Source organism: Litoribacterium kuwaitense (genome assembly GCF_011058155.1).
Lineage (GTDB): Bacteria > Bacillota > Bacilli > Bacillales > DSM-28697 > Litoribacterium > Litoribacterium kuwaitense.
On record NZ_JAALFC010000002.1, the window covers coordinates 130289 to 143446 of the forward strand.

The following is a 13158-nucleotide window of genomic DNA, read 5'->3' on the forward strand; positions in this document are numbered from 1 at the left end:
TTGCAATTATTGTTGTTGTCTGCCGCCGATTTGCTGCTGAGCCATTTGGACAAGGCGCTTCGTAATTTCTCCACCAACAGAACCGTTAGAACGTGAAGTAGAGTCAGGGCCTAGCTGTACACCAAATTCTTGAGAGATTTCGTATTTCATTTGGTCAATGGCTTGCTGAGATCCAGGGACGACAAGTTGATTACTACTGTTGCTTCGAGATTGATTTTGAGCCATTTGTTCATCAAACTCCTTCATATAATTTGAATGGTCTCATTGATGTGAGACACGTATACTTTTTGCTTAGACGGTCGATATTATTCATGCCGATCATTGTTTTTTAAAATTAATAAATAGAAGGAATTACCATCGATTGAAATACATAAGAGCTTCATTTTCACACACACTATCCTTACAACACGTGAGGAGGTGAAAAAAACATGGCTAACAATTCTTCTAACCAATTGGTTGTACCTGGCGTACAACAAGCAATTGATCAAATGAAGTATGAGATTTCTCAAGAGTTCGGCGTACAGCTTGGTCCAGATTCTACTTCACGTGCGAATGGATCTGTCGGTGGAGAGATCACAAAACGTTTGGTTCAAATGGCTCAACAACAAATGGGCGGTTACCAACAACAGTAACAACATGCCCCATACAAATGGAAACGCAGGGTGGTCATAGGCCACCCTGCTTTTTACTGTTTTCGCTAACGAACCATACATAAAAAAGGATAGACGACGTCATTAAGAGACGTCATCTACCCCGTAAAATCTTTTTAGCGAATACGCAGCTCAGAATCGATATCGAAGAAATGAGCTTTGTTCATATCAAAGGCAACTTTTAGCTTTTGACCGTTTTGAATATCAGTACGAGAGTCAACACGTGCAATAAAGTCATGGTCACCTAATTTAGAGTATAGGTATGTTTCAGCACCCATCAATTCGGCAACATCAATGGTCGCTTCAACAGTCGTTTCACTGGAAGATTCGATAAATACTGGCTCATCATGAATGTCCTCTGGACGAACACCCATAATGACTTCTTTGTTCACATACCCTTGCTCACGAAGAAGCTTCATTTTTCCTTCAGGCACAGCAATTTTAGAGTTTGCAATATGCAAATGCGTATCGTCAAGCTTACCACTGAAGAAGTTCATCGCTGGAGATCCGATAAATCCGCCGACAAACACGTTGTCAGGGAGTTCATATACTTCTTTCGGAGAACCGACTTGCTGAATAACGCCGTCTTTCATAACAACAATACGCGTCGCCATCGTCATCGCTTCAGTTTGGTCGTGCGTTACATAGATCGTTGTCGTTTGTAGACGTTGGTGAAGCTTCGTAATTTCGGCACGCATTTGGACACGGAGTTTAGCATCTAAGTTTGAAAGTGGTTCGTCCATAAGGAAAACCTTTGCGTCACGAACAATCGCACGTCCAAGAGCAACACGCTGACGCTGACCACCGGATAGAGCTTTAGGCTTACGGTCTAAATACTCTTCAAGACCGAGAATGCGGGCAGCATCCTTAACGCGACGGTCAATCTCTTCCTTTTTAAACTTTCTCAATTTCAAACCGAAGGCCATATTGTTATAGACGTTCATATGTGGATAAAGGGCATAGTTCTGGAACACCATGGCGATGTCGCGGTCTTTTGGAGCGACGTCGTTTACACGGCGATCATCAATGTAAAAGTCACCTTGAGAAATTTCTTCGAGACCGGCGATCATTCGAAGCGTTGTTGATTTACCACAACCAGAAGGACCGACCATTACGATAAATTCTTTGTCTTCGATTTCGAGGTTAAAATCTTTTACAGCAGTGACATCTTTGTCGTAAACTTTGTAAATATTTTGCAGGCTGAGTGTAGCCATGAAGTATTCCTCCCTTTTTTCTGAAAGCGTTTTATCTACTGACTTTATTGTATCTAAACTCATTCGTTGCGTAAATGGACGGGATGCACAAAAAAAGAATATACTTTTGTGCACCTCTGCTAAAATCCCTTGATCATGACAGAGTGGCCAGAGAGCAAAAGTGACTCTCTGGCGCAAGTGGAGTGGTGACATTCCTATTTTTCACTCTCTCACGTTTTTACGCTTTAGGCTAAACTGAGAGGAAATACTTCTATCGCTTTATTTTTCCTTTTTTTCTTTATTCGTTTGGCGAGGGGGAGATTCGGGTGGGAGATCTCTCGCTTCGTCGACCTGAGCTGTAGGCTGACCTTTGCCAATTGTGCTGGCAGCCATCCCCTCACTAAGCATCCGATCTACATCAATAAAAGCTTCTGCTCTTCCTTCGTATGGAAGGTCTTCTCGCTCTTTGCCCATTAACTCACATCCTTTCTATAGTATTAGTATGTGAGGGGAGAAGTAAGCTCATTCGCTCCTTTTTAACATCCCGAGATACCGTGCGTAATGAAACGGTCGTTGAAGAATATCTGCCCATTCGCCTGAAAAAGAAGGGTGGTCAAAGGCGGACTTTCCTGGTTTTGAGTTAATTTCAAGTAAACAGAGCTGATCGTCAGCGGTGACCGCTATATCAACGCCTGCTTCCCCGACCTCATCACCGTACATGTCATCAAGAACGTCACAAACCTCATACGTGAGCTGAATCATTTCGTTTTTTCGGCTTTTTGCTTCATTTGAACGGAATGTTTGTTCAGCTGGTAAAACCGTTCCGCCATATTTTGAATGAGTCGTTGGGTTGTGGTCAGCTGCAAGCTTTGCGACTATGCCGGTAAATTGCCAACGTCCGTTGTCCGTCTTATTCATATGAATACGATAATCTGTTGCTTGCCCTTGATACTTTTTTAAAGCGACCCCTTGCTGAAGAACGCATTGGTCAAGCTGATAACCATGCTGTTGAATGAGTTCATTGATATCTGTTAAAGAGCATTCTTCCTTATACATCGTTTTTTCATTTTGGTAATACACACATGTATAAGCATTCTCTTTTTGCTCTTTCTTTAGCTGGATAATCCCTCTGCCTGAGCTTCCTGATGTGGGCTTAAGATAAACGGTGTCATGTCGGTCAAGAAACGCCTCTAAGTCAAGACGATCTGGGGATAAGATTGTTTCGGGTAGGAAGTGCTTTGTCTTTTCATGACGAAGTAGCTGACTGTAGAGCTCGGCTTTGTCGAAAAAACCTGGGTTAAACCATGGAATGTCTCGCACTATTTTCGTCTTATAACGTAGTGCTGTTAATTCGTATAATTGCTCAGCCTGTCTGTTTGGTATTTTGTCATAAATGCAGTCTGGCATTGGCCAGATGTGACTTTGCCAACCTCTTTGTTCAGAAAAGAACCACCCTTTCATCTGCTGATCTTCCCAGAATACGTGGTGATGGCCAAATACGTACGCGATGACACCCGCTTTACTTGCTGCTTGTAAAAGCTGTTTAAAGGAAGGCGTCCGTTTACCTAAAGGCTGCTCTTCATTGTCTGTAAACCCTGCAGTGACAATGCCAATAATAGGACCAAGATGAATTTCTAAATGATCATTATGATCAACCGTCCAAACGGAAGCGCTGGGGAGACTTGCAGGGAGAAGAAGAGCTTGCGCTACCCTCTTTGATAAAACGAGTGAATTGTCATGTCTTGTCGACACCTCAACATCTTGTTTAAGATGAGTATGGTAAATAACGGCCGTTTGCTCTTGAGAACGAAGAGGTTTTGGAAGCTGTACAAATAACTGATCAGATGGCTCGACAACGAGTGGAAAAACGTTCTGCATTTCTGCGCCTCCTAATGAACTGAAGTCAAATAGACAATACTTATGCGGCAAGGTATGATGAATGCTATAAACGTATGCAATAGAATGGAAAGTAAGAAGGCTTTTCTTATTGGCGAGGAGGTTGTCTATGGAGATTGTTTTGTTATTTTTACGATGATGATCATCGGCGCGCTTGTTGGTGGGGTGACCAACTTTTTAGCGATAAAAATGCTCTTTCGTCCGTATTACCCTGTTTATCTCGGTTCGTGGAAAATTCCTTTTACGCCCGGATTAATTCCAAAGCGCCGTGAAGAAATGGCGCGTAGCTTCGGTCGGATGGTTGCAACACATTTAATTACACCGCAGCAATTTACCGAACTGCTAAACCAACATGAGCTTCGAGCAAAGATAGAAGAAAAGGGTGCTTCTTTCATTTCAGCAGTATGCCAATCAGAGCGTTCTCCTGAGGAGATAGCCAAGCAATGGGGAGAGGTTTCGCTCGTCTCATCTGTACCTCCCTTTATGGAGCAACATTTGGAGACACGGATGACAGAATGGTGGGAGCTCATACAGAACAAGACACTTGAGGATGCGTTACCTGCTGAAGTCGTTCGACACGTTGACGAAGAAATTCCTAAGGTGGCGGATTTGTTATTACATGAGGGAGTTCGTTGGTTAGAAGGTGATGAGGGCCGTCGAGAAATTGGTAAAGCTGTTGACGACTTTTTTGCGTCGCGCAATCAATGGCTTGGGATGATGCAAATGTTTATTGGACAAGATCGTATTGAGGATAAAATTCAGCATGAACTCGTTCGTTTTCTCAGACGGGAGCAATCGCGGCCTATGGTAGAAAAGATATTGCATAAAAAATGGCGTGAAATAAAAACGCAGCAAATCTGTGAGCTCGTCCGTTGGCTGCCAGCCTCTAAAATGCCTCAAGTGGCGGACATTGCACGCTTTGCCGTCAAGCGCTTAGCTATTGAAAAGACGTTACAGACGCCGCTCTACAAATTGATTGATGCGGAGATGGAAGCCAAGCTCCAGCAGCTTTGGGTTCAAGCATGTCCACGCTTCATTAATCAAGCAGGTGTGTATGTTGAGCGCATATTTAACACGCTGCGTCTAGATGAAATTGTAGAAAAACAAGTGGCGTCGTTTCCGGTTGAGCGACTGGAAGAGCTCGTTTTAAGCATATCGAAACGGGAATTTTCTATGATTACCTATCTCGGTGCATTTCTTGGCGGATTAATTGGTTTATTGCAGGCAGGCATTGTACTTCTTTTCCCTTTTTGATCGTTCATCCTATACCTTGACGTATTCTTTTGTTACGATGGGAACATCTCGTTTTTTTTGGAGGGAATATGATGGCAAATATGTATGATGAAGCGTATAATCTTGAGAAAGCAATCCGAGGAAGTGAAGAATTTCAAAAGCTATCAGAGCTTTACGAACAGCTACAGGCTGATGAAATGGCTAAAAAGCTTTTTGATAACTTCCGTCAAGTTCAAATGGATTTGCAACAAAAGCAAATGCAAGGAGAAGAAATTACTCAAGAAGATATCGAACAAGCCCAAAAGCAGGCTCAGCTTGTGCAACAGCACGATCTTATTTCTAAAGTCATGGAAGTGGAACAACGTCTTTCCCAGTCGTTGACAGACATTAATAAAATTATTATGAAGCCTCTCGAAGAGCTATACGGAACAATGGAATCTTAAGATATAAACAAGCTAAAAAGCAGTAAGCACATATAGAGGCTTACTGCTTCTTTTTTTATTCTAAAATGCATCATGGATGTCAGGGTTGTTCTAGTCTTATGCTCAAGGGCATATATTATATAAGACAATTGAAAGGGGAGGAGCATGACAATGGTCTATCGACTACTGGCTTTAAATGTAGATGGCACGCTCCTAAAGTCAAATGGGCGCCTGACCAAGCAAACAAAAGAGGCGATTCATTATGTAAGAGATAAAGGTGTTCATATCACCCTCGTAACAAACCGTCATTTTTTGGCTGCGCGAAAAGTTGCCAAGGCTTTAAAGCTTTCAGGAGAGATTGTCACACACGGGGGAGCTTTCATTGCAAAAGACACCGATTTTCCCATTGTGAACAGACGCTTGACAGGGGATACGGTCTTTTCTATTGTGCAAATCCTTGAAGCCTTTAAGTGTAGCATTCGCTTGCTTCATGAAAAGTACGCGCTTGGCAATAGTCATCCAGCAAAGCCACAACTCGTTTCTAAAACGGTGTTTGGCCTCGGAGACCCAGTCATGTACCCGATTCAATACGTTGAATCTCTGGGAGACTATGTGCGCGATCAGCCGCTCGATGTACCCAAAATTGATTGCCATTTTTTGAAGACCACGTGATGGAAAAAGCAATTGAATACATCCAAACGGCGTTTGAAGATTTAACAATCGTCAAAGAAGGCTCGCGGCACATTTCAATTCTTCCGTCTGGTGTTCATAAAGCATACGGGCTGCAACAGTTGGCACGAGTGCTTGAGGTTTCACAGGATGAAGTCGTCGCCATTGGAGACGACCTGTCTGATATGCCGATGATTCGGTGGGCTGGCCTCGGTGTTTCGATGGGGCACGCACCATTTGAAGTGAAACAGGCTGCTGACTGGATTACTCGCTCACAAGAAGAGAATGGTGTCGCGTATATGGTCAAAGAACTTTTTCGCAAACAGCTTGACACAGGCTTTGTCCACTCGGTGACGATTAAAAAATAGATTGCCTTCCTCTAAATGGGGAAGGCAATTGCTTTTCGTTCAATGGTTTTGTACACTGAAATACAGCAATCATTCATGAAAGGGGGCGAATAAGGTGCGTACAATTTATATCACTGGAGTTCCAGAACGTGTTCATCCTTCGTTACGCCGTATTGCAGATTTGTTCTTTGAAACGACAGATATTGTCACGACGAAAGAAGAAGCTGATCTTCACCTTGATGTTGTGGAGGATGATCGACTTACTGTATGTGTGGCGACATCTGACAATCGTTGGGAACGCTGGATTCATTTAGAAAATAGTGATGATCCTCAAGAATGGAAGCGAAAGGTCAACGACGTGTTTTTACAGATTCTTGAGGAAATGACAGGGATGAAGCAGCCGTGGGGGATTTTGACCGGCATTCGTCCGACGAAGCTATTCCATACGGGTTTACGCCAAGGGCAATCACCGGATGAGATAGAAACAAATCTTCAGAAGCAATACAGGATTCATTCGGAAAAGACAGCTTTAATGAACCAGATCACCGAACGTCAGCTCGCGGCATTACCTGATTTATATGAGCTGCGCAAAGAGGTTAGTATTTACATAGGAATCCCTTATTGTCCTACAAAATGTGCTTATTGTACATTTCCAGCGTATGCCATACGCCGAAAAAGTGGACAGGTAAACGGTTTTCTTCTCGCGCTTGAAGAGGAAATGGAAACGATCGGCGCTTGGCTTGTCCAAAATAATATTAAAGTGACAACCATTTATTTCGGGGGAGGCACACCGACGAGCATCACTGCTGAGGAGATGGACAGGCTGTATGCTCATATGTATAAAACCATTCCGGGCGTTTCATCAGTCCGTGAGCTCACGGTAGAAGCGGGCAGACCTGATACGATTACACCCGAAAAAATTGATGTATTAAAAAAATGGAACATTGATCGAATTAGTATTAATCCACAATCGTATACCCAAGAAACATTAAAGGCCATTGGGCGCCATCATACCGTGGAGGAAACCATTGAAAAATATTGGCTTGCGAAAAGCATGGGGCTAGATAATATAAATATGGACTTAATCCTCGGTTTGCCAGGTGAAACGACGAAAGAGCTTAAACACTCGTTAGATGAGACGGAAAAGCTCATGCCTGCTTCACTCACTGTTCATACATTGTCCTTTAAACGTGCCTCAAAGATGACAAAGCAGCGGGATAAATATCAAGTGGCCACTAGAGACGAAATTGGACGGATGATGCAAATGGCACAGGAGTGGATGGCAGAGCGTTCGTATTTGCCGTATTATGTTTACAGACAAAAAAATATCCTTGGCAACTTAGAAAACACAGGCTACTCTAAAAAAGGCGCTGAGAGTCTTTATAATATCATGATTATGGAGGAGAGACAGACGATTATCGGTATTGGTTGTGGAGCAGCGAGTAAGTTTGTTCACCCACAAACTGGAAAAATTGAACGCTTTGCCAATCCGAAAGATCCTGCCTCTTATTTAATGACACATAAAGAAGCCATTGCAAAAAAAATACATTTGCTCAATCAGACATTTTCCATAGATCCACATACGAATGAGCAGCATGAGATGGGGGAGCAGAATGAATCACATTCGTCAAGAAAAGTGGCAGGAGTATCAGCAAAAGAATGAACATCGTGCGCGGTTACTGATCAGCTGTCCTGATCAACCCGGCATTGTCGCGGCGGTTACGGCATTGTTAGCAACACATCAAGCGAATATTATTGAGTCAAGTCAGTATACGACTGACCCTGTAGGCGGGCGTTTCTTTCTAAGAATTGAATTTGAGGCTAAAGAGCTTGACCAGTTTACGGCGTCCTTTGAGCCTGAAATGAAGAAAACCGCTGCATCGTTTCAGATGGAATGGCGTCTTGCATTGGCAACAAAACGAAAAAAAATGGTCATCTTCGCATCGTTAGGGGAACATTGCTTGCTTGAACTGCTATGGCGTTGGCAAGCTGGAGAGCTCATGGTCGATATCCCAATGGTCATTAGTAACCATGAGGTCTTGCGCGAGCTTGTCGAGCCACTCGGTATTCCATTCCATTATATCCCTGTTACAAAAGAATCGAAAAAAGAAGCTGAAGCGGAACAGCTTCGCTTGCTCGATAACGATGTTGACCTCGTCGTCCTGGCTAGGTATATGCAAATTCTGTCTCCAGATTTTATTCAAGCCTTGCCTGAACGAATTATTAATATTCATCACTCTTTTTTGCCAGCATTTGTCGGAGCACGCCCGTATGAAAGAGCATACGAACGTGGAGTAAAACTGATCGGGGCTACATCGCATTACGTCACAAATGATCTTGACGAAGGGCCGATTATTGAACAGGATGTTGCGAGGGTCAATCATAAAGACTCACTGGCAGATATGAAAAGAATTGGCCGAACCATTGAACGTAACGTTCTCGCCAGAGCAGTCGCTTGGCATGTAGAGGATCGCGTCATTGTTTACAATAATAAAACGGTTGTTTTTTAACAGCATGATGTACAGAAGCCGAGTCCTTTAAGGACCCGGCTTTTCCTGCGAAAGACGTTCAAACAAGGGAGATAAAAATGGCAAATCGGGACATTTGTCTAGCGCATTATATGTGCCTCTGCATATGCTAGCTAAGGAAAAGAGGAGGTGGCTTACATGAGTGCTTGTGGATATGGGTATGGCTCTAGCTTCATTTTGATTGTCGTATTGTTCATTTTACTCGTTATTGTTGGAGCAGGTGCTTCAGGCATTTGCTAATTGTTGTTAAATAGCATGCGATAGAGAATGGCTTCATGCGGGGCCATCTCCAAGGATTTTTGAAAGGAGGACGTTTTAATATGGGTTACTATGGTAGAGGTTGCGGCTGTGGTTACGGTTATGGTGGACCTACCGCTGGCTATGGTGGATACGGCTGTGGTGGCGGCTATGGTAAAGGATTTGCGTTAATTGTCGTATTATTTATTCTCTTGATCATTGTAGGAGCAGCGTGGCTCTAAGATAATGTGGGAGGGCTTTTTTAAAAGTCCTCCTCTTAGAATTGTAGACAACATTTAACATGTGTTTTTGTAATAATTTTTCTCATCTGAAGTGTAAAGCGAACGAAAGTCTTGAATGGAAGAACGGAAGCTCATCCACAGAGAAGAGGGATGAGAAGAAACAATTGTACAAGCGTCTCTGAAAGGAGCTTTCCGAAGGCTATCTTTTAAATAAGAGATGATTTGGGTATACATGAAGATAAGGTGCACTTGACGAATGAAATTGAAGCTATAGGTTCTCGATTGCGAGTGCGTTAAATAACGTTCCGTGATAAAATGAACATTAGTGTTTCATACCTTGAGGACAAAGTACATGCTATCTATAAGGCACATGAAAGCCGATTAGAAATGTGTGAAGTAATTGATGGACGGGTAACTTGAAAGAAAAAGCCAGGCGAGTGGTGTAATGGCGGAATGATGAGGGGGGCAGAAGTGCTCTGTCCGGAAGGCAGGTGGCCCCGTCCGCTGTAGAAAGGAATGAGTGCATGACTGCCGAAAAAGATTGGTACCTATATGAGCAAACAAAAGAACAATTTATTCATATCATCGCTAAAAATATGAATTTATATGGAATTACCCCGTCTGTCGGTCGTCTGTATGGCGCTTTATATTTTTCAGACGAACCTATGACTTTGGATGACATGAGGGACGCACTCGGCATGAGCAAGACGAGCATGAGTACAGGCGTTAGACAGCTAATGGATTTAAAGATGGTTGAGCCTGTATTTAAGCGCGGGGTACGAAAAGATTTGTATACGTCTGAAGAAGACTGGTATAAATCTTTTACAGCTTTATTTTCCGCACGCTGGAGAAAAAGCATTGAAAAAAACTTAGAAGAGCTGAATGAAGCAGAGCAAGTGCTCAAGGAGCTTCAAGCAAAGACAGAGGACACCGTGCTCGCTAGTCATATTGAAGAAGACTTAAAGCGATTAAATTACGGTGCGAGCTATTATCGCTGGCTTCTACGGTTGATTGTCACAATGGAGAGTGGAGAAATTTTTGAATTTGTGCCGAAAGAGCCGCCAAGCTAAACGGAGTAAAGTCTGGGGGAAATGGTCATGAAGAAAGGCGTAACATTTTGTGAAGTTGGGGAGCAATTTTCGGATTTCTTATTAATTAAGTCTTCTACGCGAGGCGTAGCGAGCAATGGAAAGCCATTTTTAACGCTCATGCTTCAAGATAAAAGCGGCGAGATTGAGGCCAAGCTTTGGGATACAGGGGCGGAAGAAGAAAAAACATATCATGCGGAGAACATTGTAAAAGTTCTTGGCGAGGTGACGAATTATAGAGGTCGCCAACAATTAAAAATTAAAAAAATTCGTCCTGCAACACCCCAAGATGGTGTTTCCGTGACGGACTTTTTAGAAACTGCCCCTCAATCAAAGGATGAGCTTTTGGATGAGATCACATCATATATTTTTGATATGAAAAACCCGCATTTACAACGAATTACGAGACATCTTGTGAAAAAGCATCAACAGGCATTTCTTGAATATCCAGCAGCGACAAAAAACCATCATGAATTCGTATCTGGGCTTGCCTATCATGTTGTACATATGCTCAGACTAGCTAAAGCGATTTCGGGCATTTATCCGAGTCTGAACACTGATCTTTTGTATTCAGGTGTCATTTTGCACGATCTTGGAAAAACAACAGAGCTTTCAGGTCCTGTCAGTACGACTTATACCGTTGAAGGAAACCTGCTAGGGCATATTTCTCTAATGGCTAATGAGATTGCACAAACAGCGCTTGAATTAGACATTCAAGCCGAAGAGGTTACACTCCTGCAGCATCTCGTGCTTTCTCACCATAGTAAGGGAGAGTGGGGAAGTCCTAAGCCACCGATGCTTCGAGAAGCGGAAATTCTTCATTACATTGATAATATCGACGCTCGAATGAATATTATGGACCGGGCATTGGAACGGACGAAGCCTGGAGAATTTACGGAACGTTTGTTTCCTATGGAAAATCGTAAATTTTATAAACCATCTACAGAGAATGAATCATAATTAAAACGCCCTTCTCATAGAGTAAGACAAGTCATAAAAGGAGGGCGATGTAACGGATGGAATCCTTCATTTTATACGGTTTGTTAGCAGGGATTTTGTTTTGTGCGACAATGATTTTACGAACAGGTCGACAAGAAGATAAACAAAATGAAGCGTACATTGAACAAGAAGGACAAAAATATATTGAGCGGCTTGAAGAAGAAAAAAGACGAAGAAGCGAGCATGTGGAGTCGGTGTTGCCATTGAACAAAACCGACGCACACGAAAAAAGCTGATCCTGAAAAAGCGGATCAGCTTTTTATACGTGATATGACCAGTAGCCAGTTTTTAAGATAAAGAAGATAGCTGCAACGCTACCTTCTTTAAGTACTGGACTATTATACGACTACATACCAGGTGGCATCATCATTTGGTTTTGTTCAAAGAGTCCTTCAAAAAAGGCATCATTGTATTTAATATCTTCTTTCGCTGAGTTAATTAATTCCTGCACCTTCATCGGATCAGCTTTACTTAATTTTAATTGCATCGTAATATCTTCTTTCATGTCTTCGAAAGCTTCAACCTCTTCTTCAGAGTCTTTCTTCTCGGTAACTTTAATAATATGGAAACCGTGTTCTGTTTCAACAGGCGCACTAATCTCATCAACCTCTAGTGAATAAGCTTTATCTTCAAACGGCTTTACCATTTGTCCAGGACCGAAGAAGCCTAGATCGCCGCCTTGCTGAGCAGAGCCATCTGTTGAATACTCCTTAGCAAGCTCTTCAAATGATCCACCGTTGTCCAATTTTTCTTTAACTTCATTCGCTGTTTCTTCATCTTCAACTAGAATATGACTTGCCTTCACCTGTGTTCCCATACGATCGTAAAACGTTTGAACATCCTCTTCAGCCACTTCAACACCGTCGGTTAGTGCTTTTTGTTGAAGCTTAAAGCTATAAATTTCATCACGCAAATCTTCTTCAGATTGTCCGGATTGTTCTAATGCTTGCTCATACGTTTCCTCGTCTTCAAAGCCTTCTTTCAGACGAGCAAACTCCGCATCTACTTCTTCGTCAGTGACGTCGTATTTATTATCTAAAATCTTCTCGGTCACAAGCTGCTGCATCACTTGTTTCCCAGCCTGTTCCTTCATCGCTTCGTACAGTTCATTCTGAGTCACTTGTGCGCCGTCGATCTCGACAAGGACTTGTGAATCGTCTCCTCCATTCGGAGCAGTTGCCTCAGAATCATCACCGTTATTGCAGGCGGCGAGAGCAAGGAGGCTTGTCGAAAGTGCGACCGAAGCAAATACTTTTTTCATCTACGTACACTCCTAAACATGGAATAATATCTTTTCCCTTCCCTAACGAGTATTAAACCATTTTTTCTACTGTACTTCAAGCGAGCAATTGGAAAAAAAGCACCTTTCATAGAGAAAGGCGTGTGAGAACATATCTTTATGCTAGTAAAACCTCAACATAAGAAGAAACCAACAATATAGTAATAAGAACATTAATGGTACGGAACACTTTTTGTTGGCGCTCATCAGGGATTTCCCTTTGCGTGACAAGGGAGTTCGTGAGTGTATTAATCCAGAACAGAATGAGCAGGGCAAAAAGTGTGAACATAAAAAACAGCCATAACATGAAAAGACTCCCTCCAATCGAAGCATACGTTTACCATAGCAAAAAAACAAAAAAAGATACAGTCTTGT

At 42.6% G+C, this 13158-nt stretch carries 15 protein-coding genes and 2 pseudogenes; 11 read left to right on the forward strand and 6 right to left on the reverse strand.

Annotated features, from left to right (window positions below; all coding sequences use genetic code 11):
- Positions 1-6: 6 nt before the first annotated feature.
- Positions 7-225, reverse strand: a complete 219-nt coding sequence (locus G4V62_RS02585) for an alpha/beta-type small acid-soluble spore protein (protein ID WP_165199194.1) — start codon at positions 223-225, stop codon at positions 7-9.
- A gap of 203 nt (positions 226-428) precedes the next feature.
- Between G4V62_RS02585 and G4V62_RS02590 the strand changes: the two genes are divergently transcribed.
- A complete protein-coding gene (locus G4V62_RS02590) occupies positions 429-632 on the forward strand; it encodes an alpha/beta-type small acid-soluble spore protein (protein WP_165199195.1) in 204 nt (67 codons plus the stop codon).
- 134 nt (positions 633-766) lie between these two features.
- Here G4V62_RS02590 and G4V62_RS02595 read toward each other — a convergent pair whose 3' ends face one another.
- The 3 genes from G4V62_RS02595 to G4V62_RS02605 all read right to left on the reverse strand — a co-directional run bounded on the left by G4V62_RS02595 (position 767) and on the right by G4V62_RS02605 (position 3721).
- Positions 767-1864 (reverse strand): oligosaccharide ABC transporter ATP-binding protein MsmX, encoded by a 1098-nt coding sequence (locus G4V62_RS02595; protein ID WP_165199196.1) that lies wholly within the window; start codon positions 1862-1864, stop codon positions 767-769.
- A 258-nt stretch (positions 1865-2122) separates the two neighbouring features.
- The gene (locus G4V62_RS02600; protein ID WP_165199197.1) at positions 2123-2317 is read right to left on the reverse strand and encodes a hypothetical protein; all 195 of its coding nucleotides are present in this window, start codon (positions 2315-2317) and stop codon (positions 2123-2125) included.
- A 48-nt stretch (positions 2318-2365) separates the two neighbouring features.
- Positions 2366-3721 (reverse strand): YheC/YheD family endospore coat-associated protein, encoded by a 1356-nt coding sequence (locus G4V62_RS02605; protein ID WP_165199198.1) that lies wholly within the window; start codon positions 3719-3721, stop codon positions 2366-2368.
- Between the two features lie 84 nt (positions 3722-3805).
- Between G4V62_RS02605 and G4V62_RS02610 the strand changes: the two genes are divergently transcribed.
- From G4V62_RS02610 to G4V62_RS02655, 10 genes and pseudogenes are all read left to right on the forward strand, one after another.
- Complete coding sequence (locus tag G4V62_RS02610; RefSeq protein ID WP_165199199.1) at positions 3806-4993, forward strand: DUF445 domain-containing protein; 1188 nt, start codon at positions 3806-3808, stop codon at positions 4991-4993.
- Positions 4994-5061: 68 nt separating this feature from the next.
- Positions 5062-5415, forward strand: coding sequence for a YlbF/YmcA family competence regulator (locus tag G4V62_RS02615; RefSeq protein ID WP_165199200.1), 354 nt, complete (start codon positions 5062-5064; stop codon positions 5413-5415).
- A 150-nt stretch (positions 5416-5565) separates the two neighbouring features.
- Positions 5566-6431, forward strand: a pseudogene (locus tag G4V62_RS02620) (Cof-type HAD-IIB family hydrolase).
- Between the two features lie 94 nt (positions 6432-6525).
- The gene (locus G4V62_RS02625; RefSeq protein WP_165199201.1) at positions 6526-8073 is read left to right on the forward strand and encodes a coproporphyrinogen III oxidase; all 1548 of its coding nucleotides are present in this window, start codon (positions 6526-6528) and stop codon (positions 8071-8073) included.
- Positions 8024-8920 (forward strand): formyltetrahydrofolate deformylase, encoded by an 897-nt coding sequence (gene purU, locus G4V62_RS02630; protein ID WP_165199202.1) that lies wholly within the window; start codon positions 8024-8026, stop codon positions 8918-8920. Before G4V62_RS02625 ends, purU begins: the two co-directional genes overlap by 50 nt.
- 156 nt (positions 8921-9076) lie before the next feature.
- Positions 9077-9178, forward strand: coding sequence for a YjcZ family sporulation protein (locus G4V62_RS02635; protein WP_165199203.1), 102 nt, complete (start codon positions 9077-9079; stop codon positions 9176-9178).
- Between the two features lie 161 nt (positions 9179-9339).
- Positions 9340-9417 (forward strand): annotated as a pseudogene (locus G4V62_RS19720) (YjcZ family sporulation protein); the annotation flags it as partial.
- A gap of 524 nt (positions 9418-9941) precedes the next feature.
- Positions 9942-10487: a GbsR/MarR family transcriptional regulator gene (locus G4V62_RS02645; protein WP_165199205.1), complete on the forward strand. Its 546-nt coding sequence runs from the start codon at positions 9942-9944 to the stop codon at positions 10485-10487.
- A 27-nt stretch (positions 10488-10514) separates the two neighbouring features.
- Positions 10515-11465, forward strand: coding sequence for a 3'-5' exoribonuclease YhaM (gene yhaM, locus G4V62_RS02650; protein WP_165199206.1), 951 nt, complete (start codon positions 10515-10517; stop codon positions 11463-11465).
- A 56-nt stretch (positions 11466-11521) separates the two neighbouring features.
- Positions 11522-11740: a sporulation YhaL family protein gene (locus G4V62_RS02655; RefSeq protein WP_165199207.1), complete on the forward strand. Its 219-nt coding sequence runs from the start codon at positions 11522-11524 to the stop codon at positions 11738-11740.
- A gap of 110 nt (positions 11741-11850) precedes the next feature.
- Here the strand turns inward: G4V62_RS02655 and G4V62_RS02660 are convergent, their stop codons facing one another.
- Both G4V62_RS02660 and G4V62_RS02665 read right to left on the reverse strand, forming a co-directional pair.
- A complete protein-coding gene (locus G4V62_RS02660; protein WP_165199208.1) occupies positions 11851-12765 on the reverse strand; it encodes a peptidylprolyl isomerase in 915 nt (304 codons plus the stop codon).
- 136 nt (positions 12766-12901) lie between these two features.
- The gene (locus G4V62_RS02665; RefSeq protein ID WP_212508640.1) at positions 12902-13090 is read right to left on the reverse strand and encodes a hypothetical protein; all 189 of its coding nucleotides are present in this window, start codon (positions 13088-13090) and stop codon (positions 12902-12904) included.
- Positions 13091-13158 lie beyond the last annotated feature (68 nt).